The organism is Pseudomonas sp. 478 (genome assembly GCF_003254125.1).
GTDB lineage: Bacteria > Pseudomonadota > Gammaproteobacteria > Pseudomonadales > Pseudomonadaceae > Aquipseudomonas.
Genome location: NZ_QKZG01000005.1, coordinates 334,153 through 354,958, shown reverse-complemented (window position 1 = coordinate 354,958; position 20,806 = coordinate 334,153). Strand labels below are relative to the sequence as shown.

Annotated in this window: 16 protein-coding genes and 1 pseudogene; 13 read left to right on the top strand and 4 right to left on the bottom strand. The window is 60.2% G+C overall.

The annotated features are described in order from the left end of the window. Positions 1-432 precede the first annotated feature (432 nt). The 4 genes from DFS28_RS13525 to DFS28_RS13510 all read right to left on the bottom strand — a co-directional run bounded on the left by DFS28_RS13525 (position 433) and on the right by DFS28_RS13510 (position 4,113). A complete protein-coding gene (locus DFS28_RS13525; RefSeq protein ID WP_111450201.1) occupies positions 433-831 on the bottom strand; it encodes a putative zinc-binding protein in 399 nt (132 codons plus the stop codon). Between the two features lie 74 nt (positions 832-905). Continuing rightward, positions 906-1,580 carry a Crp/Fnr family transcriptional regulator gene (locus DFS28_RS13520; RefSeq protein ID WP_111450200.1) on the bottom strand — a complete coding sequence of 225 codons (675 nt, stop codon included), beginning with the start codon at positions 1,578-1,580 and terminating at the stop codon, positions 906-908. A gap of 86 nt (positions 1,581-1,666) precedes the next feature. Beyond that, on the bottom strand, positions 1,667-2,314 hold the full coding sequence (gene narL, locus DFS28_RS13515; RefSeq protein WP_111450199.1) for a two-component system response regulator NarL: 648 nt from the start codon (positions 2,312-2,314) through the stop codon (positions 1,667-1,669). Then, on the bottom strand, positions 2,311-4,113 hold the full coding sequence (locus DFS28_RS13510) for a HAMP domain-containing protein (protein ID WP_111450198.1): 1,803 nt from the start codon (positions 4,111-4,113) through the stop codon (positions 2,311-2,313). Before DFS28_RS13510 ends, narL begins: the two co-directional genes overlap by 4 nt. Positions 4,114-4,418: 305 nt before the next feature. Here DFS28_RS13510 and DFS28_RS13505 point away from each other — a divergent pair, with 305 nt between their 5' ends. From DFS28_RS13505 to DFS28_RS13450, 13 genes and pseudogenes are all read left to right on the top strand, one after another. Continuing rightward, positions 4,419-5,723, top strand: coding sequence for a nitrate/nitrite transporter (locus DFS28_RS13505; RefSeq protein ID WP_111450197.1), 1,305 nt, complete (start codon positions 4,419-4,421; stop codon positions 5,721-5,723). Next, entirely contained in the window at positions 5,701-7,098 is a 1,398-nt protein-coding gene (locus tag DFS28_RS13500; protein WP_111450196.1) for a NarK family nitrate/nitrite MFS transporter, read from the top strand. Before DFS28_RS13505 ends, DFS28_RS13500 begins: the two co-directional genes overlap by 23 nt. Before the next feature lie 69 nt (positions 7,099-7,167). Next, the gene (locus DFS28_RS13495) at positions 7,168-10,941 is read left to right on the top strand and encodes a nitrate reductase subunit alpha (protein WP_111450195.1); all 3,774 of its coding nucleotides are present in this window, start codon (positions 7,168-7,170) and stop codon (positions 10,939-10,941) included. Between the two features lies 1 nt (position 10,942). After that, complete coding sequence (narH, locus tag DFS28_RS13490) at positions 10,943-12,481, top strand: nitrate reductase subunit beta (protein ID WP_033059086.1); 1,539 nt, start codon at positions 10,943-10,945, stop codon at positions 12,479-12,481. Positions 12,482-12,483: 2 nt separating this feature from the next. After that, positions 12,484-13,239 carry a nitrate reductase molybdenum cofactor assembly chaperone gene (narJ, locus tag DFS28_RS13485; protein WP_111450194.1) on the top strand — a complete coding sequence of 252 codons (756 nt, stop codon included), beginning with the start codon at positions 12,484-12,486 and terminating at the stop codon, positions 13,237-13,239. Continuing rightward, on the top strand, positions 13,232-13,912 hold the full coding sequence (narI, locus tag DFS28_RS13480; RefSeq protein WP_111450193.1) for a respiratory nitrate reductase subunit gamma: 681 nt from the start codon (positions 13,232-13,234) through the stop codon (positions 13,910-13,912). Before narJ ends, narI begins: the two co-directional genes overlap by 8 nt. 10 nt (positions 13,913-13,922) lie before the next feature. Continuing rightward, positions 13,923-14,882 carry a peptidylprolyl isomerase gene (locus DFS28_RS13475; RefSeq protein WP_111450192.1) on the top strand — a complete coding sequence of 320 codons (960 nt, stop codon included), beginning with the start codon at positions 13,923-13,925 and terminating at the stop codon, positions 14,880-14,882. Positions 14,883-14,907: 25 nt separating this feature from the next. Next, positions 14,908-15,900: a GTP 3',8-cyclase MoaA gene (gene moaA, locus DFS28_RS13470; RefSeq protein ID WP_111450191.1), complete on the top strand. Its 993-nt coding sequence runs from the start codon at positions 14,908-14,910 to the stop codon at positions 15,898-15,900. A 261-nt stretch (positions 15,901-16,161) separates the two neighbouring features. Further along, on the top strand, positions 16,162-18,177 hold the full coding sequence (locus tag DFS28_RS13465) for a ribonucleoside triphosphate reductase (RefSeq protein WP_111450190.1): 2,016 nt from the start codon (positions 16,162-16,164) through the stop codon (positions 18,175-18,177). A 32-nt stretch (positions 18,178-18,209) separates the two neighbouring features. Next, positions 18,210-18,377: an anaerobic ribonucleoside-triphosphate reductase gene (gene nrdD / locus DFS28_RS13460; RefSeq protein WP_008153595.1), complete on the top strand. Its 168-nt coding sequence runs from the start codon at positions 18,210-18,212 to the stop codon at positions 18,375-18,377. Beyond that, positions 18,374-19,069: an anaerobic ribonucleoside-triphosphate reductase activating protein gene (locus DFS28_RS13455; RefSeq protein WP_111450189.1), complete on the top strand. Its 696-nt coding sequence runs from the start codon at positions 18,374-18,376 to the stop codon at positions 19,067-19,069. Before nrdD ends, DFS28_RS13455 begins: the two co-directional genes overlap by 4 nt. A gap of 94 nt (positions 19,070-19,163) precedes the next feature. After that, a pseudogene (locus DFS28_RS31195) lies at positions 19,164-19,691 on the top strand (MCP four helix bundle domain-containing protein); the annotation flags it as partial. Positions 19,692-19,721: 30 nt separating this feature from the next. Continuing rightward, positions 19,722-20,783, top strand: a complete 1,062-nt coding sequence (locus DFS28_RS13450) for a methyl-accepting chemotaxis protein (RefSeq protein WP_371922173.1) — start codon at positions 19,722-19,724, stop codon at positions 20,781-20,783. Positions 20,784-20,806: the final 23 nt, after the last annotated feature.

The window sequence follows — 20,806 nt, the reverse complement described above, 5'->3', positions numbered from 1 at the left end:
TGATGTCGACTGACAGGGCCTCATCGCGAGCAGGCTCGCTCCCACAGGGGGAATGCGCACGCTTAAAGAGACAGGCCGGCCGGTAGGCCGCCTCGCGGTGCTTTTGCGGTACTCGCCCCTATATCGAGAGGCTGAGTGGAGGTTCTGCGCAGTGGGCAACCCGGCATGGATGCCGGGTTAGCCGCCCCCGGCCATGGATGGCCGATGGCGGCGGGCCCACGGAGCAGGACCGGAGCGAGGCACCGAACGACAGGGGCAATAGCCCTTGGTTACTTGGGGCTTTTCCAAGTGACCCGCCGTAAGGGCGGAACCATCGGTTGCCGTTACCGCAACAATGGATATGTACTCCGACCAAAATCATAGGTCAGCGGTCAGCGGTCAGTGCGCTTTCGCGAGCAAGCCCGCTCCCACAGTTTTGATTTTCGTTGTCCCTTAGGCCATCGTTTCCTGCCGGCTTTCATGCTGCCGAGCATCACTGGCAATCAACTGCCTGATCTGTTCAAACAACTCATCACTCTCTGCCTCAGTGCAATCCTCGCCATAACGCTTACGCAACCCATAATGGCTAAGAATCAAATGCACATCCGCATGCAGATCATGCTGCTTCAGGCAATTTTCAACACATTGCAAGGGACACCCATCCAACGCAAAAATCCGCCGCCCCGAGCGTGCCTTGTTGACCAGCGCCGCCACATGCCCGCCGACCCCGACGATGCAGGACATTTCCGCCAGGCCGCTGCGATCCAGCCGCACGGCCAGGGTGTTGGCCAGTTGGGCGACGTTGGAGCAGCCTGAGCAGGAGTAAATCAGAGGCAAGGTTGAACGGGACATGAGCGCTCTCCATGGATGGACTTCTTCAGTGTGCAAGGCTGGTGGCATTGCGCATTGACTGCGGTCAATTCCGTCTATTGGAAGGCCGCGAGATCCTCTTCGGCGAGGATGCTGATGTTGCGTCGTTCCATGGCGATCAGGCCGCCGTCCACCAGTCGGTGCAAGATCCGCGAAAAGGTTTCCGGCTGGATGCCCAGCTTCGAAGCCACCAGGCGTTTGGACACCTGCAACACAATCAAGCCGCTGACCGGATTGCGTTCCTGGAGCAGAAAATTGATCACCCGCCGGCTCGCACTGGCCATGGTCAAGGTGTCGATGTCCCGCAGACGCAGGTGCAAGTGGACGCTCATGCTCGCGAGGATCGCCAGGCAAACTTTTGGCTGGTCTTCCAGGGCGTTGCGGTAATGGCTGCCCTCGATACTCACCAGCACGCTGTCCTTCAGCGCCGTGGCGCTCACCGGGTAGAGGCGGGCCTGGCTGAACAGTAAGGCTTCGGCAAAGGTCTGGCCCGGCTGGATGATCTCCACCAGGTTTTCCTGACCTTCGCCGGTCAGCCGGTACAACTTGATCTGGCCGCTGACCAGCAGGAAAAAGCGCTTGGCCGGATCGCCTTGGTGCATGAGTGTGCTGTGACAGGCCAGGCGCTTGAGCATCGCCAGGCCGCAGACTTCCTCGAAGATTTTCTCCGGTAACTGGCTGAACAGATGGTGACGACGCAACGATAAAACGATGGAAGGGTGGGTCAGCATGGCGTACCTCCGCTGACGCTCATAGTAGAGAGCGCCGGCCCGATGACCTATGCCTCTGCCGGCCTACCTCCAAAGAGGCATGCCCGTCATCCGGCATTGCGCAGATGCTCCATGGCCCACACCGCCGCCTCGACCCGCGAGCGCAAGCCGAGTTTGTGCAGCAGGTTTTTCACGTGAACCTTGACCGTGCCTTCGGTGATGCCCAGCTTGTGCCCGATGACCTTGTTGCTGAAACCGCTGGCGATGGTTTTCAGCACCTGGCGTTCACGCTCGGTCAGTTCCACCACGGTCTGGCGCTGCGGTGAGCGCAGTGCCTGGGCCATGACCTGGGTCAGCCCCGGGCTGATCACCAATTCGCCGTTCAAGGCATTGCGGATGTACTGAATCAACAGCTCGGGCTCCATGTCCTTGAGCAGGTAGCCGTCGGCATCCAGACGCAGTGCGTCGCGAATATCGTCTTCGGCGTCCGATACCGTAAACAGCAGCACCTTGCCGGTGTAGTGCATCGCCCGTAATTGGCGCAGGGTTTCAATGCCATTCATCAGCGGCATGTTGTTGTCGAGCAACACCAGGTCCGGTTGCAGCGGCTCGATCAGAGCGAGTGCTTCTTCACCGTTATTGGCTTCGCCGACGATCAGGAAATCATCTTCGAGTTCGAGCATCTGGCGGATGCCGTGACGCATCATCGGGTGGTCGTCGACCAGCAGGATGGTGTGTTGCAGGGACGGGTTCATGTGACGCTACCTTCTGTTTTCTGCCCGAGAAACTCCGGTTGGAATTCCAGTTGGACGCGGGTGCCTTGCGGCTCCCTGGAGACTATTTCGAGTTGGCCGCGCAAGCTGCGGGCGCGCTCATCCATGATTTTCAGGCCGTGGTGTTCGCGTTGGTCGACGTTGCCGCTGAAGCCACGCCCGTCGTCTTCGACGATGAGCCTGACGGTTTCACCGGCCTGACGCAGTTGCAGCCAGGCGTTCTGCGCGTGGGCATGGCGCAGGCAGTTGGAGAGCGCCTCGCGGGTGATCTGCAAAATGTGGATTTGCTCGCTGGCCGATAACTGAAAGGCCAGCGCGTCGACGTGCAGGTGCACCTGGAATTCGCCGCGACGGGAGAATTCCTCGGCGGTGTCCTTGAGTTCCTGCACCAGTCCCGCATCGTGAATCTGCAAGCGAAAAGTGGTCAGCAACTCGCGTAACTGGCGGTAGGCATTGTTCAGCCCCTCGCGCAGTTCGGCGGTGACGTTTTCCAGGGTTTCGACCGGTTCGCCACGGCGCATCAGAGTCTGCAGGCGGCTGACTTGCAGCTTCATATAGGACAAGGCCTGGGCCAGTGAGTCGTGCAGCTCGCGGGCAATGATCGTGCGCTCGTCGAGCAGCAGCAGGCGATGATCCTGTTCCCGTTGGCGCTTGAGCGACAGCGAGGTGCCAATCAGGTTGGCCAGGGCCTGGATCAGTTGGGTTTCCCAGGCTTGCGTCGGGTGCCCGTCGACAAAGTGCGCCTTGAGTTCACCCAGTTCACTGCCCTGATTGCTGATGCTGAAGGTTTGTGGACTGGCTTTATGGTGCTTCTGGCACGTGGCGCAATCGCTGCTGGCGCAGACTTCGCGGATGTTCGCGCCATGCAGGGCGAGCAACTGCTGGGCCGGTGCCTGCATTTGTCCTTGCAGGCACAGCGACAGACGCAAGCCGGGCAAGCGTTGCTGGAAGCGCCGGATCAACTCATCCAGGCCTTCGGCATTGGCCAGGCGTGTGGCCAGGCTTCGACTGCTTTGGTACAGCAACTCGAGGGCGGCATTGGCTTGTTGCAGGTTCAGGGTTTTTTGCTGGACCTGACTCTCAAGGGTGCGATGCGAATCTTCGATCGTCTCGGCCATGGCGTTGAAGCTCATGGCCAACTGGCCCAGTTCGTCCTGGGACTGATGATTGACCCGCACCTTGAAATCGCCGCGCCGAAAGCGCTGGGTCGCGTCCACCAACTCTTTCAAGGGCATGACGACCCCGTACTGCAATTCGTAGAGCCCAATCAGCAGGACGAACAGGGTGGTGAACAAAGCCAGGCCCTGGATCACCTGTTGCCAGCCTTGCTTCTGTTCGCTTTGGCGCTGCAACAGGTTGACGAACTGGTTCAGTTGTTCAATGAAGGGTAGGGCCTGGACCTGAAAATAGGCGGCGTCGCCGCGTTCCAGTGCCGGGCGCAAATCCTCGTTCCATTGCTGCTGGATTTGCCCGTAGCTGATTTGCAGCGCAGTGGTCGGGCCATCTTCCAGCACCGCCTTGAGTGATTGGCTGGTGAGACGGGTTTGCAGGCTGTCGGTGATGGCGATGATTTCTGAGGGCGTTGCACCCGCCGCCAGTTTCCAGCTCAGGTGGTAGGTCTCCATGCGCACCGAGCCTGCGGTGTTGATGGCGGCCGCATCGCCCTGGCTGAACCAGGCGATCAACCCGGCGCTCAACGAACTGGCGAGGGCGAGCACGGCGATCAGGATCACCGCCAGCCCGGCGCGAGCGGGCAGGGAGCTGCGCAACCAGCGGACCATCAGCGCAGGTCCCGGAAGACATCAGGAAAACAGAACACGTGGAGCTCCAGGAAGGGGTTTTGCCGCCGATCCCGGGCGCGCTACCTCTAAAGAGTTGTCGACTGATCCTTGTCAGCAAAAACCTTGGCAGAAAACCTCAAGACGCTGATAAACCAACGGTTTTAGGGTTTTCCTGCACTACCTCCTTAGAGGTAGACCGCGCAAGCATAGGCCTATGCCCCCTTGGGCTTCGTTGACATGGATCAAGTTTTTGCGGGGTTGGCCTCTCTAGTCTGCCGCCATGGCTAACTGACTGGAGAGCATTTGTGAACCAACCCCGTGTACGACAAGGCCTGGTGCTGGGCATGAGCACATTGGCCTTCACTGTCTGTTTCATGGTCTGGATGATGTTTGCCGTGCTCGGGGTGCCGATCAAGGACCTTCTCCAGCTCAACGAAACCCAATTCGGCCTGCTGGCTGCGACCCCGGTCCTGACCGGTTCGCTGGTGCGGTTGCCGCTGGGCCTACTGACCGACCGCTTTGGCGGGCGCAGCGTGTTCTTCCTGTTGATGCTGGCCTGCGTGACGCCGCTGTACCTGATCAGTCACGCCACCGCCTACTGGCAGTTCCTGGTGCTGGGCTTGTTCGTCGGCCTGGCCGGCGGCTCGTTCTCGGTCGGGATTGCCTACGTCGCCAAATGGTTCGACAAAGAGAATCAGGGCTTTGCGATGGGCATCTTCGGCGCCGGTAACGCCGGGGCCGCGGTCACCAAGTTTCTCGCCCCGGCGCTGATCGCTGCCGGCAGTTGGCAGCTGGTGCCGAAAGTCTTCAGCGCGATCCTCTTTATTACGGCGCTGTTGTTCTGGTTCCTCAGCGCTGAAAACAAGGACCACCGCAGTGCCACCGGCGCCACCTTGCGTGAGCAATTGAGCTCGCTGAAGGACCCGGCGGTGTGGCGCTACTGCCAGTACTACTCGATCGTCTTCGGTGGTTATGTCGCCCTCGCACTGTGGATGACCAAGTACTACGTGCAGGAATACGGTTTCAGCCTGCAAAGCGCGGCGCTGCTGGCGGCCTGTTTTTCCCTGCCCGGTGGCGTGCTGCGTGCGGTCGGCGGCTGGATGTCGGATCGCTGGGGTGCGCAGAGCGTGACCTGGTGGGTGTTGTGGGTCAGCTGGATCTGCCTGTTCCTGCTTTCGTATCCCCAGACCCAACTGCAAGTGCAGACCATCGACGGCCCGGTGGATTTCCACATCGGCCTGAGCCCCGCGCTGTTCACCGTGCTGCTGTTCGTCATGGGCATCGCCTTCGCGTTCGGCAAGGCCTCGGTCTTCAAATACATCGCCAACGACTACCCGAAAAACATGGGGGCGGTGTCCGGCATCGTCGGCCTCGCCGGTGGCCTGGGCGGTTTCGTGTTGCCGATCCTGTTCGGCGCCCTGGTGGACCTCACCGGCGTGCGCTCTTCCTGCTTCATGTTGATGTACGGCGTGGTCTGGGTCTCCCTCACCTGGATGTACTTCAGCGAAATACGCAAAAGCCCGGTGCTGGGTAAAGCGCCGCGGCTGACCCCGTCCCCGATTTCCAGCATTGCCCTAGGAGAAGAACATGTCCGTTCTGCAAAAGCCTGACAAAGGCCCGGTCATTCATGACTGGCGCCCCGAGGACCCAGCATTCTGGGGAAGTAGCGGCAAACAGACCGCCACGCGCAACTTGTGGATTTCCATTCCTGCGCTGCTGCTGGCCTTTGCGGTGTGGATGGTCTGGAGCACGGTGATCGTGCGTTTGAACGCCATCGGCTTCACCTTCACCACCGACCAGCTGTTCTGGCTGGCGGCGTTGCCGGGCCTGTCCGGGGCGACGTTGCGCGTCTTCTATTCCTTTATGGTGCCGATCTTTGGTGGCCGTCGCTGGACGGCCCTGAGCACCGCATCGCTGTTGTTGCCCTCGATCTGGATGGGCTTCGCCGTGCAGGACCCTAGCACCTCCTACAGCGTGTTCGTGTTGATTGCCTTGCTCTGCGGTTTCGGTGGCGGCAACTTTGCCTCGAGCATGTCCAACATCAGCTTCTTCTATCCCAAGTCGCAGCAGGGCACGGCCCTTGGCCTCAACGCCGGGCTGGGTAACCTGGGCGTTTCGGTGATGCAGTTCTGTGTGCCGCTGGTGATTACCTTCGGTGTGTTCGGCTTCATGGGCGGCTCGCCGCAAGCACTGCCGGACGGCGGTCAATTGTGGTTGCAGAACGCCGGCTTCATCTGGGTGCCGTTTATTGTCCTGGTGACGGTGCTGGCCTGGTTCGGCATGAATGACCTGTCCAGTGCCCGCGCTTCCTTCAGCGAGCAGGCCGTCATCTTCAAGCGCAAACACAACTGGCTGATGTGCTGGTTGTACCTGGCGACTTTCGGTTCGTTCATCGGTTTCTCCGCCGCGTTTCCGCTGCTGATCAAAACCTCGTTCCCGGATGTCATCGCCTTGAAATTCGCCTTCCTCGGCCCGTTGGTGGGTGCGCTGGTACGCCCATTGGGCGGCTGGCTGGCGGACAAGCTCGGTGGCGCGAAGGTGACCTTGTGGAACTTCATGTTGATGATCGTGATGGTCTTCGGTGTTCTGCACTTTCTGCCGCAAAGCGGCCAGGGCGGCAACTTCTACGGCTTCCTCGGTCTGTTCATGCTGCTGTTCATTACCACAGGCATCGGCAACGGCTCCACCTTCCGCATGATCCCGGTGATCTTCCGCACCCAGCACGAAAAAGCTTCCGCCGGAAAACCACCCGCCGTGCGTGAACAAGCGCTGAAAAATGCCGGCAAAGAGTCAGCCGCCGTCCTGGGCTTCAGTTCAGCCATGGGCGCCTTCGGTGCGTTCTTCATTCCCAAATCCTTCGGCTCTTCGATGGCCCTGACCGGCGGCCCGGAGATGGCTTTCTACATGTTCGTCGTCTTTTACCTGAGCTGCATCGTGGTGACCTGGTGGTGGTACGCGCGCAAAGGCGCCGCGACACCCTGCTGAGACGACCCGAATCCAACCATTGCGTGGGCGGGGCACAGACTCCGCGACAAAGCCTGAGAGGACTACACCGTGAGTCATTTACTGGATCAATTGCGGTTTTTCAACCGCAAGCAAAACGAGTTTTCCGACGGTCATGGAGAGACCCGCAAAGAGTCTCGCGACTGGGAGAACGTCTACCGTTCGCGCTGGCAGTACGACAAGATCGTGCGTTCCACCCACGGGGTGAACTGCACCGGGTCCTGCTCGTGGAAGATCTACGTCAAGAACGGCCTGATCACCTGGGAAACCCAGCAGACCGACTATCCGCGTACCCGTAATGATCTGCCGAACCATGAGCCCCGTGGCTGCCCGCGTGGTGCCAGTTACAGCTGGTACATCTACAGCGCCAACCGGCTCAAGTACCCGAAAATCCGCAAGCCGTTGCTCAAGCTCTGGCGCGATGCGCGGCAAACCATGGCGCCGGTGGAAGCCTGGGCCAGCATCGTCGAGGACAAGGTCAAGGCCGACTCCTATAAAAGCAAGCGAGGCATGGGTGGCTTCATTCGTTCCAACTGGGAAGAAGTCAACGAGATCATTGCGGCGGCCAACGTCTATACGATCAAGCAATACGGCCCTGACCGGATCGTCGGTTTCTCGCCGATCCCGGCCATGTCGATGGTCAGCTACGCCGCAGGCTCGCGTTACCTGTCGCTGATCGGCGGCGCCTGCCTGAGTTTCTACGATTGGTACTGCGACCTGCCACCGGCCTCGCCGATGGTCTGGGGCGAGCAGACCGACGTGCCGGAATCGGCCGACTGGTACAACTCCAACTACATCATTGCCTGGGGCTCCAACGTCCCGCAGACCCGTACCCCCGACGCGCACTTCTTTACCGAAGTCCGTTACAAGGGCACCAAGACCGTCGCGATCACTCCGGATTACTCGGAAGTCGCCAAGCTCACTGACCTGTGGCTGAACCCTAAGCAAGGCACCGATGCGGCGCTGGCCCAGGCGTTCAACCATGTGATCTTCAAAGAGTTCCACCTGGACAAACCGAGCGCCTATTTCACCGACTACGCCAAGCGCTTCACCGATTTGCCGGTGCTGGTGCTGCTCAAGCAAATGGTCGACAAGGCACCGGGCGCCGGTTACCAGCCAGACCGCTTCCTGCGCGCCAGTGACCTGACCGACAACCTCGGCCAGGAAAACAACCCGGAATGGAAAACCATCGCCCTCGATGTCAGCGGCGAACTGGTGTCCCCTCAGGGTTCCATTGGTTATCGCTGGGGCGAGAAGGGCAAGTGGAACATCCTGCCTCGTGAAGGCGGCGAAGGCCGTGAGATCGATCTGAAGCTGAGCCTGATCGGTCATGACGTGGTCGAAGTGGCCTTCCCGTATTTTGCCGGCGAGTCCCACGAGCACTTCCAGCACGTGGCCGGCGATGCCGTGCAATACCGCCGCGTGCCGGTGCACAACGTGGTGCTGGCAGACGGCAGCGTGGCCAAAGTCGCCACCGTGTTCGACCTGTCGGCCGCCAACCTGGCGATCGATCGCGGCCTCGGTGGCGAAAACGTGGCCAAGGATTACGACGACGCCTCGGTGCCTGGCACCCCGGCATGGCAAGAGCAGATCACCGGCGTCAGCCGTGAGAAAGCCATCCAGATTGCCCGTGAGTTCGCCGACAACGCCGACAAGACCAAGGGCCGCTCGATGATCATCGTCGGCGCGGCGATGAACCACTGGTACCACATGGACATGAACTACCGCGGGCTGATCAACATGCTCATGCTCTGCGGGTGTGTCGGTCAGACCGGTGGCGGTTGGGCGCACTATGTCGGTCAGGAAAAACTCCGTCCGCAGTGCGGCTGGCTGCCCCTGGCATTCGGCCTGGACTGGAACCGTCCGCCTCGCCAAATGAACGGCACCAGCTTCTTCTATGCCCACAGTTCGCAGTGGCGCCACGAGAAGATGAGCATGCACGACGTGCTCTCGCCATTGGCCGATAAATCGCAATTCCCTGAGCATGCCCTGGACTACAACATCCGCGCTGAACGCGCCGGCTGGTTGCCCAGCGCTCCGCAACTCAACACTAACCCTTTGCACATTTGCCGCGACGCTGCTGCGGCCGGCATGGACCCGAAAGACTACGTGGTCAAGTCGCTGCAGGACGGTTCGCTGCGTTTCTCCTGCGAACAGCCGGACAGCCCGGTCAACTTCCCGCGCAACATGTTCATCTGGCGTTCCAACCTGCTGGGCTCCTCGGGCAAGGGCCACGAGTACATGCTCAAGTACCTGCTCGGCACCAAAAACGGTGTGATGAACGAAGACATCGGCCAGGTCGGCGATTGCAAACCCGAAGAAGCCGAATGGGTGGACGAGGGCGCCATCGGCAAGCTCGATCTGGTCACCACGCTGGACTTCCGCATGTCTTCGACCTGCGTCTATTCCGACATCGTGTTGCCGACCGCAACCTGGTACGAAAAAGACGACATGAACACCTCGGACATGCACCCGTTCATTCACCCGTTGTCGGCCGCCATCGACCCGGCGTGGGAATCGCGTTCCGACTGGGAAATCTACAAAGGCATCGCCAAGGCGTTTTCCAGCATGTCCGAAGGGCACCTGGGCGTTGAGAAGGACCTGGTGACCATCCCGTTGATGCACGACAGCGTCGGCGAACTGGCCCAACCGTTTGGCGGCACCGATTGGAAAAGCGCTGGTGTGGCACCGGAGCCGGGCAAAAACGCGCCGAACCTGCACGTGGTGGAGCGTGACTACCCGAACATCTACAAGCAGTTCTCGTCCCTGGGGCCATTGCTGGAGAAAAACGGCAACGGCGGCAAAGGCATCAACTGGAACACCGAAGACGAAGTGAAATTCCTCGGTGAACTCAATCACAAAGAAGGCGATGCCGGTATCAGCCAGGGTCGGCCGAAAATCGACACGGCCATCGACGCCGCTGAAGTGATTCTGTCCCTGGCACCGGAAACCAACGGCCAGGTCGCCGTCAAGGCCTGGGCCGCACTGTCGGAATTCACCGGCATCGACCACAGCCACCTGGCGCTGTCCAAGGCCCACGAGGCCATCCGTTTCCGCGACATCCAGGCACAGCCGCGCAAGATCATTTCCAGCCCGACCTGGTCGGGGCTCGAAGACGATCACGTCAGCTACAACGCCGGCTACACCAACGTTCACGAAGGCATCCCATGGCGCACCATCACCGGTCGTCAGCAGTTCTACCAGGATCACCCGTGGATGCAGGCGTTCGGCGAGCAACTGATGAGTTATCGGCCGCCGGTCAACACTCGCACCATCGAAGGGGTGAAAGGCAAGCGCAGTAACGGCCACAAGGAAATCGTCCTGAACTGGATCACCCCGCACCAGAAGTGGGGCATCCACAGCACCTACAGCGATAACCTGCTGATGCTCACCCTCAGCCGCGGCGGGCCGATTGTCTGGCTCTCGGAGAACGACGCGAAAAGCGCCGGCATCGAGGACAACGACTGGATCGAGTGCTTCAACGTCAACGGTGCGCTGACCGCCCGTGCGGTGGTCAGCCAACGGGTCAAGGACGGCATGGTGATGATGTATCACGCACAGGAACGGATCGTGAACGTGCCCGGTTCGGAAACCACCAAGACCCGTGGCGGCCATCACAACTCGGTCACCCGCGTCGTGCTCAAGCCGACCCACATGATCGGCGGCTATGCCCAGCAAGCCTACGGTTTCAACTATTACGGCACGGTCGGTTGCAACCGCGACGAATTCGTCGTGGTGCGCAAAATGTCCAAAGTCGACTGGCTCGATGGTTCAAGTGGCGATGACCTGCCACGTCCGCTGCCGACCGATATTGAGGAGAACTGAGATGAAGATTCGCTCACAAATCGGCATGGTTCTGAACCTGGACAAATGCATCGGTTGCCACACCTGCTCGATCACCTGCAAAAACGTCTGGACCAGCCGCGAAGGCATGGAATACGCCTGGTTCAACAACGTCGAATCGAAACCCGGGATCGGCTACCCGAAAGAATGGGAAAACCAGGACAAGTGGAAGGGCGGCTGGATCCGCAATGCCAACGGCACGATCAACCCGCGCATCGGCGGTAAATTCCGCGTGTTGGCGAACATTTTCGCCAACCCGGACCTCCCGAGCCTCGACGACTACTACGAACCGTTCGACTTCGATTACCAGCACCTGCACACCGCACCGCTGGGCGAGCATCAACCCACCGCGCGCCCGCGTTCGCTGATCTCCGGCAAGCGCATGGAAAAAATCGAGTGGGGCCCGAACTGGGAAGAGATCCTCGGCACCGAATTCGCCAAGCGTCGCAAGGACAAGAACTTCGACAAGATTCAGGCGGACATTTACGGCGAGTACGAAAACACCTTCATGATGTATTTGCCGCGCCTGTGCGAGCACTGCCTCAACCCGACGTGCGCAGCGGCTTGCCCGAGCGGGGCGATCTACAAGCGTGAAGAAGACGGCATCGTCCTGATCGACCAGGAGAAATGCCGTGGCTGGCGGATGTGCATCAGCGGCTGCCCGTACAAGAAGATCTATTTCAATTGGAAGAGCGGCAAGTCCGAGAAATGCATCTTCTGCTACCCGCGTATCGAAGCCGGGATGCCGACCGTTTGCGCGGAAACCTGCGTTGGGCGCATCCGTTACCTCGGCGTGCTGCTGTATGACGCCGACCGCATCAGCGAAGTGGCGAGCACCGCCAATGAGCAGGACCTGTACGAGAAACAGCTGGAGATCTTCCTCGATCCAAATGACCCGGCGGTGATCCGTCAGGCTCTGGCCGATGGTGTACCGCAGTCGGTGATCGATTCAGCCCAGCGTTCGCCGGTCTACAAAATGGCCGTGGACTGGAAACTCGCACTGCCGCTGCACCCGGAATACCGCACCTTGCCGATGGTTTGGTACGTACCGCCGCTGTCGCCGATCCAGAACGCCGCCACTGCCGGCACCGTCGGCATGAACGGGGTGATCCCGGACGTCGACAGCCTGCGTATTCCACTGAAGTACCTGGCCAACCTGCTGACGGCGGGCGATGAAAAACCGGTCAAGCGTGCGCTTAAACGCTTGCTGGCGATGCGCGCCTACAAACGTTCCGAGCAAGTCGACGGGGTTCAGGACCTGCAAGTACTCAAGGATGTTGGCTTGAGCGTGGCCCAGGTCGAGGAGATGTATCGCTACCTGGCGATCGCCAACTATGAAGACCGCTTTGTGGTGCCGAGCGCGCACCGTGAAGACGCCATGAGCGACGCCTTCGCCGAGCGCTCGGGCTGCGGTTTCAGTTTCGGCAGCGGCTGTAGTGGCAGCTCCGACACCAACATGTTCGGTGCGAAGAAAGCCAACCGCCGCGACATTCTGAAAACCGTCCAGTTGTGGGAGGAATGAGCATGCAAATTCTCAAAGTGATTTCGCTGCTGCTCGATTACCCGACCGAGACGCTGATTGGCGGTCGCGATGAACTGGAGCAAGCGATCATCCAGTCACGGGAAATCAGCCCGAAGCAGCGCGGTGCGTTGTTCGAGTTGCTTGAACTGATCTGCGCCAATGACCTGATGGACGGGCAGGAGCACTACGGTGCGCTGTTCGGCCGGGGGCGCTCGCTGTCGCTGCTGTTGTTCGAACATGTGCACGGTGAATCCCGTGACCGTGGCCAGGCCATGGTCGACATGATGGCGCAATACGAAGAAGCCGGTTTTGCCATCGGCGTCAAAGAGCTGCCCGATTACATCCCGCTGTACCTGGAGTTCCTCTCCACCCGCGAAGACATCGAGGCCCGCGAGGGCCTGGCGGATGTTTCGCACTTGCTGGCCTTGCTCGCGGCACGTCTGGACGAGCGTGAAAGCGCCTATGCCAGCTGCTTCCGGGCGCTGCTGCAAATTGCCGGGGCCGAGCCGCATCAGGCGGTCGCCGACCTGCGGGCGCAGGTCGCGGCGGAACCTCGCGACGACTCCCTCGAAGCCCTCGACAAGATCTGGGAAGAGGAGGCCGTGGACTTCCTCCAGGCCGAACAGCAGGACCGTTGCAGTTCACTGCCTAGCGCACCGGGCAAGGCCCGTGAGGAAAGCGCAGTGCCATTGCACTGGGTGGATTTTCAGCATGAAGGGCTGGCCGCCGTGCCAGCCAAGGAGGTAGGCAATGTCTAAATGGAACCTGTTGTTGTTCGGGGTCTATCCCTATGTCGCCCTGGCGATTTGCCTGATTGGCAGCTGGGCGCGCTTCGATCTGTCGCAGTACACCTGGAAAGCGGGCTCCAGCCAGATGCTCAATCAGCGCGGCATGCGCGTGGCGAGCAACTTCTTCCACATCGGTGTGCTGTTCGTACTGGCCGGACACTTTGTCGGCCTACTGACACCAGCGTCGATTTATCACCACGTGATCAGCACCGAGAACAAGCAGTTGTTGGCAATGGTTTCCGGTGGGCTCTTCGGTCTGCTGTGCCTGATCGGCCTGCTGATGCTGGTTAACCGCCGGCTCAGTGATCCTCGGGTCCGTGCCACTTCCAGTCCTTCGGACATCCTGGTGCTGCTGGTGCTGCTGGCGCAATTGCTGCTCGGTCTGCTGACCATCGTCGCGTCCACCAGCCACATGGACGGCTCGGTGATGGTGATGCTCGCCGATTGGGCGCAGAACACCGTGCTGTTGCGTCCGGTGGAAGCAGCGGCGGCCATCGCGCCGGTCGGGCTGATCTACAAGTTGCACGTGTTTCTCGGCTTGACCCTGTTTGTGCTGTTCCCCTTCACCCGTCTCGTACACATGATCAGCGCACCGATCTGGTACTTGGGGCGTCGTTATCAAATCGTTCGTCAGAAGTACTGAGGAGACAATCATGTCAGGTGGATGTGGATGTGGTGGCGGTAACGGGGGCAGCGGTGGCTGCGGTTCTTCAAAAAAAGCCGAGGTCGTTCTCGACATCGCGCCGGTCGCACAGGCGCAGTTTGAAGCGCTGCCGGTTGAGCCTGCGGGGGCCGATGACGCCCCGGCGCAGTTGATCGCCAGCAGTGAACAGGAGTGGCCGATCATCAGCGTCAACGAGGTGTCGATCACCCCGGAGGCGATGGCCCAGGAGCTGCAATATCACCCGGCCGAAAGCCGCGAGGAGGCGGTCTTCCTGGCCGCCCGCGCGCTGGTGACCCGCGAGTTGTTGCAGCAGCGCATCACCGAACTCGGTGTGTCGCTGGAGATCGGCGCCGGTGAGAACGAAGAAGAAGCGGCCACGCGTTTGTTGCTCGAACGTGAGGTGAAAGTGCCGCAGTGCGACGAGGAATCGAGCCTGCGTTACTACGAAAACAATCGCGGGCGCTTCCACAGCGCGCCGTTGCTGGCAGTGCGGCACATCCTGCTCGAATGTGCACCGGACGATGTCGAGGCCCGGGAGCTGGCGCAGGGGCAGGCCGAAGTCCTGTTGCAGCAACTGGATGAATTCCCCGGCAGTTTCGCCGAGCTGGCCGTGAAATATTCGGCCTGCCCGTCGAAGGCTCAGGGTGGTTCTTTGGGACAGATCAGCAAGGGCCAGACCGTGCCCGAACTGGAGCGTCAGTTGTTCACCCTGGCACCGGGCCTGGCCAGCAAACCGCTGGAAAGTCGCTACGGCTGGCATGTGATCAGTGTCGATCAGCGAATCGAAGGCATGCCGTTGCCCTATGAAGTGGTGTCGACGGCAATCCGCACGCAGTTGCAGCAAGGCGTGTGGCAGAAAGCGCTGGTGCAGTACCTGCAAACCCTGATCGGTGCAGCCGATATTCGTGGCATCCACTTGCAGGGCGCCGACTCACCGCTGGTGCAGTGAGCCTCGAGGCAAACCGGGAGAAGTGATGAACGCTGTGATGCAGGATGGTTTTGGGCGGCAGATCGATTATCTGCGGATGTCGGTGACGGACCGCTGTGATTTTCGCTGTGTGTATTGCATGGCGAAAAACATGACGTTCCTGCCGCGTCAGCAGGTGCTCACGCTGGAGGAATTGCAGCGCTTGGCGACGCTGTTCGTCGGCCTGGGGGTACGCAAAATCCGCCTGACCGGTGGCGAGCCGCTGATCCGCCCTGGCATTGTCGGACTGTGCCGCAACATCGCCGCGTTGCCCGGTTTGCGTGAGCTGGTGATGACCAGCAACGGCTCGCAACTGGGCCGTCTGGCCCGGCCGTTGGTCGACGCCGGGGTCAAGCGGATGAACATCAGCCTCGATAGCCTGGACGGGCAGAAGTTTCGGGCGATCACCCGCAACGGCGATCTCGACCAGGTGCTCAACGGCATCGAAGCGGCGCGGGACGCAGGGTTTGAGCGGATCAAGCTCAACTGCGTGGTGATGAAGGGGCGCAACTTCGATGAAGTCCCGGCGTTGGTGCAGTACGCGATTGATCAGCGCATCGATATCAGCTTCATCGAAGAAATGCCCTTGGGCGACGTCGGTCGTTCCCGGGGCGAATCGTTCTGTTCCAGCGACGAAGTGCGCACGCTGATCGCCAGCCAGCATCGCTTGCTCGACAGCACCGAAAACAGCGGCGGACCGGCGCGCTACGTGCGTCTGGAACGCCATCCCGAGACGCGCATTGGTTTCATTTCGCCCAATAGTCATAACTTTTGTGGCAGCTGCAATCGGGTGCGGATGACCGTGGAAGGGAAGCTGTTGCTGTGTCTGGGGCAGGACGATGCGCTGGATTTAAGAGGATTGCTGAGGCGATATCCGTTGGATGATCTACCGGTGATCAACGCAGTGCAGAAGGCCTTGCGCGGCAAACCACTGCGCCATGATTTCAGTCCAGACGGGGAGGTACAGATTGTGCGGTTTATGAACATGAGTGGTGGTTGAACTGATCTTTAAAACACAGCAAATCCAATGTGGGAGCGGGCTTGCTCGCGAAGGCGGAGTGTCAGTCAACATCAATGTTGACTGACACTCCGCCTTCGCGAGCAAGCCCGCTCCCACATTAGATCTTCGCCGAAATCCGGCATTTTTTTTGCCGGCAAATCTTGATATCGATCAATTGCAGATCAGCACTTTGTCCGTAGCCTTCACTGCATGTTGTGGTTTAAAGCTTATTAAAGTCTATATGTAGTGTCTGGAGGCCAAATGCAGAGCACGCTGATCGCAGTAGGATGTAACCGCTTGCACAAACGCGATGGCAGTCAGGTCGCCTTCGATGCCGACAAAATCCGTCAGGCATTGATCGCCGCCGGCAAGGCGACGGGGGAGTACGGCGAGGTTGAGGTTGAAGGCTTGCTTCAGGCGGTATTGGCCAGGCTGGAAGGGGTGCCGAGGCTGCATGTCGAGCAAATCCAGGACCGTGTCGAGCGGGTGTTGATGGACGCCGGTTTTTTCCTCGCCATGCGCGCCTATATCGTCTACCGCGAACAGCACGGGCGCTTGCGCCGCGACCGCCGAACCATGGTCGAAGTGGCGACCTCGATGAACGAATACCTGGACCGTGAAGACTGGCGGGTCCAGGCCAACGCCAATCAGGGGTATTCCCTGGGTGGTCTGGTGTTGAACGTGTCGGGCAAAGTCACCGCCAATTACTGGCTGGACGAGGTGTACAGCGAGGCCATCGGCCAGGCTCACCGCGAGGCGGATTTGCATGTACATGACCTGGACATGCTCGCCGGTTACTGCGCGGGCTGGTCGCTGCGCACCCTGTTGCACGAAGGGCTCAACGGTGTGCCCGGGCGTGTTGAAGCTGGTCCGCCGAAGCACTTGAGCAGTGCCCTCGGGCAGATGGTGAATTTCCTAGGCACCCTGCAAAACGAATGGGCCGGTGCCCAGGCGTTCAGCTCGTTCGACACCTACCTGGCGCCCTATGTGCGCAAGGATCAGCTGAGTTTTCAGGAGGTGCGCCAGGCGATCCAGGAGTTCATCTACAACCTCAACGTGCCGTCACGCTGGGGCACCCAGACGCCGTTCACCAACCTGACCTTCGACTGGGTGTGCCCACAGGATTTGCGTGAGCAGATACCCGTTATCGGCGGTGAGGAAATGCCGTTTGCCTATGGCGACCTGCAAGTCGAAATGGAGCTGCTCAATCGCGCCTACATCGAAGTGATGCAGGCCGGCGATGCGAAAGGGCGGGTGTTCACCTTTCCGATCCCCACCTACAACATCACCCACGACTTTCCGTGGGACAGTGAAAACGCCGATCGCCTGTTCGAGATGACTGCGCGTTACGGCCTGCCGTATTTCCAGAACTTCCTCAATTCGGACCTGCAACCCAATCAGGTGCGCTCGATGTGCTGCCGTTTGCAGCTGGATGTCCGCGAGTTGCTCAAACGTGGCGGTGGCTTGTTCGGCTCGGCGGAACAGACCGGATCGCTCGGCGTCGTCACCATCAACTGCGCGCGGCTGGGCTATGTGTTCAAGGGGGATACCAGCGGTTTGCTGCAGCGCCTGGACACGCTGATGGAACTGGCGATGGAAAGCCTGGAGGTCAAGCGCAAGGTGATCCAGCACCACATGGATGCCGGTTTGTACCCGTACACCAAGCGCTACCTCGGAACCCTGCGTAACCATTTCTCGACCATCGGCCTCAACGGCATGCATGAAATGCTGCGCAATTTCACCGGTGACGAGGAGGGTATGCACACCGAGCACGGCCGGCAGTTTGCCCTGAAGATGCTTGATCATGTGCGTGCCACGTTGCTGCGATTTCAGGAAGAAACCGGCCACATGTACAACCTGGAAGCGACGCCCGCCGAGGGCACGACCTACCGCTTCGCCAAGGAAGATCTCAAGCGCTATCCCGACATCCTCCAGGCTGGCAGCGCGCAAGCGCCGTATTACACCAACTCCTCGCAACTGCCGGTGGGCTACACCGAAGACCCCTTCGAGGCGCTGGAACTTCAAGACGAACTCCAATGCAAGTACACCGGCGGCACGGTCTTGCACCTGTACATGGCTGAGCGGATTTCCTCGACCGAGGCCTGCAAGCAACTGGTGCGCAAAGCCCTTGGCCGCTTCCGCCTGCCGTACCTGACCGTGACCCCGACGTTCTCCATCTGCCCGGTGCACGGCTATCTGGATGGCGAGCATGAGTTCTGCCCCAAGTGCGACGAGGTCCTGCTGCTGCAAGAGCAGAAGCTCGGCACCGTTCATTGATTTCGATCCACTCAACTGCAAGGAGCTTCACCATGACTGCATCGCAAACATTGCCCCAGGCTCAACGTCAACGCTGCGAAGTCTGGACCCGGGTAATGGGCTATCACCGCCCTGTGTCGGCGTTCAATCCGGGCAAACAGTCGGAGCACCGCGAGCGCGTGCACTTTACTGAAGGCGCGGCACTGGCCGGGCGCCAATGAGTCGAACGCTTCGGGTCGGGGGCATGGTACCCCTGACCACTATCGACTATCCGGGACAGCTCGCCTGCGTGCTGTTTTGCCAGGGTTGCGCCTGGCGTTGTCGTTACTGCCATAACCCGCAGTTGATCCCGCCTCGTGGCACAGACGAGGTGGATTGGCGGCGGGTGTTGGCGTTTCTGCAACGGCGTCAGGACCTGCTCGATGCGGTGGTGTTCAGCGGTGGTGAGCCGACCTTGCAGGACGGTTTACTCGCCGCCATGGATGAGGTGCGGGCGATGGGATTTCGCATCGGTTTGCACAGCGCCGGGATCAAGCCTGCTGCATTTGCCAAGGCGCTGACCGGGGCCGATTGGGTCGGTTTCGATGTCAAGGCGTTGCCCGAGGATTGCCAGGCGATCACTCGGGTCGAAGGCAGCGGAACCGCCAACTGGCGCAGTCTTGAGCATTTGCTGGCCAGCGGTGTCGACTACGAATGTCGCACCACCGTGCATTGGCATCTGTTCGAGCCGGCGCGACTGCTGATCCTCGCCAAGCGCTTGAGTGAACTCGGCGTCAAACGCTTCGCTGTGCAGTTGGTCCGCACTGAGCGGATGTTTGATCCGCTGTTGCCAAGCGTCTCGGCACAAGCCTTGCTTCCGGACCTATGGGAGGCCATGCGCGAGTTGTTTCCAGCCTTCGTGTTACGGGGTTAACCGAGGCTGAGGTTTAACGTTCAACAGGGACATCCACCATTAGGTTTTCAAATGCGCTGCCCATCTGGCAGGTATCAAACGGGGAACATTTGATATGGCCAAATTAACCACAGCACAACGTATCGTCATCGGCTTTGCCATCGCGCCGCTGGCGCTGATGGGCATGGCGTTTTACGCGTTGCACGACCTGGCAACGCTCAAGGATCAGGCGGTAGTGATCGTCAAGCAGGACTGGCCGAAGATCGATCCGATCATGGTCATTGCCACCGGCGTGCGCGATAACGCCAGGAACACCCGGGATTTGTTGATCGATAAAGACAATCAGCAAGTGCAGCAGTCAATCGACACCACCAAGAAGCGGATTACCCAGGCGCTCGAAACGCTTGAACCGTTGTTCTATTTGCCAGAGGGCAAAACCGCTTATGCCGCGTTGAAGAAGAATCGCGAAGCCTACGTGGCGGCGTTCACTCAAGTGCAGGTGTTGATCCGGCAAGGGGCCTTCGATGACGCCATGGCACAGCTGAAACAAAAGGTCGTGCCGGCCGAACGCGAGGTTTATGGCAGCCTGGATCAGTTGATGGCTCTGCAAGGCAAAATATTCGCCGACCGGGAACAGTCGGCGCAGGCACTGTACAGCGATGCCCGGCGCAATATGCTCGGGTTGTTTTTGTTCTGTGTGGCGCTGGTCATCGCCGCGGCGGTGATCGTCACGCGCAGTGTGACCCGGCCATTGGGCGGCGAGCCGGACGATGCCGCACGGTTTTTGAGTCAGATCGCTCAGGGCGACCTGACGATTCAGGTGCCCGTTAGCTCAAGTGCCGGTGGCAGCGTGATGATGAACATGCATCAGATGCAGCAAAGTCTGAATGCCATGGTCAAGCACATCGCGACTTCGGTGGACCAGGTCGCCAGTTCCTCCGAAGAGCTGAGTGCGGTCAGCAGCCAGACCAGCAGCAACCTGCAATTGCAGGGGCTGGAGATCGAGCAGGCAGCCACCGCAGTGAACCAGATGACCGCGGCGGTCGATGAAGTAGCGCGCAATGCGGTGAGCACCTCCGAGGCCTCGCGGCAGTCCGAGCAAACCGCGCAGCGCGGGCGTGAACAGGTTCAGGAAACCGTGGTTTCAATCGGCGCACTGGCCGATGGCGTCACCGACACCTCACAGCGCATCGAGCAACTGGCGGGCCGGGTGCAGGACATCAGCAAGGTGCTGGAGGTGATTCGCAGCATCGCCGAGCAGACCAATTTGCTGGCCCTCAACGCGGCCATTGAAGCGGCCCGTGCCGGGGATGCCGGACGCGGTTTTGCCGTGGTCGCCGATGAAGTGCGCGCCCTGGCGCATCGCACGCAAGAGTCCACCCAGGAAATCGAGCAGATGATTGGCAACATTCGTCTTGATACCGGCCATGCAGTGACGGCCATGCAAAGCAGCAGCAACCTGGTTCGAGCCACCCTGGAAGTGGCGCAACGCTCGGGGGATGCATTGGACGAAATCACCCGATCAATCTCGCAGATCAACGAGCGCAACATGATGATTGCCAGCGCCACGGAAGAGCAGGCATTGGTGGCGCGGGAGGTGGATCGCAATCTGATGGGGATTCGCAACTTGTCCGAGCAGGTCTTGCTGGGTGCCCAACATACTCACACTGCGGGTCACGATTTGGCGCAGATGGCCGGGGCGCTGCACCAGACAGTGGCGCGCTTTAAGGTCTAGTTGATCCGGTGGGTGGTTGTGTC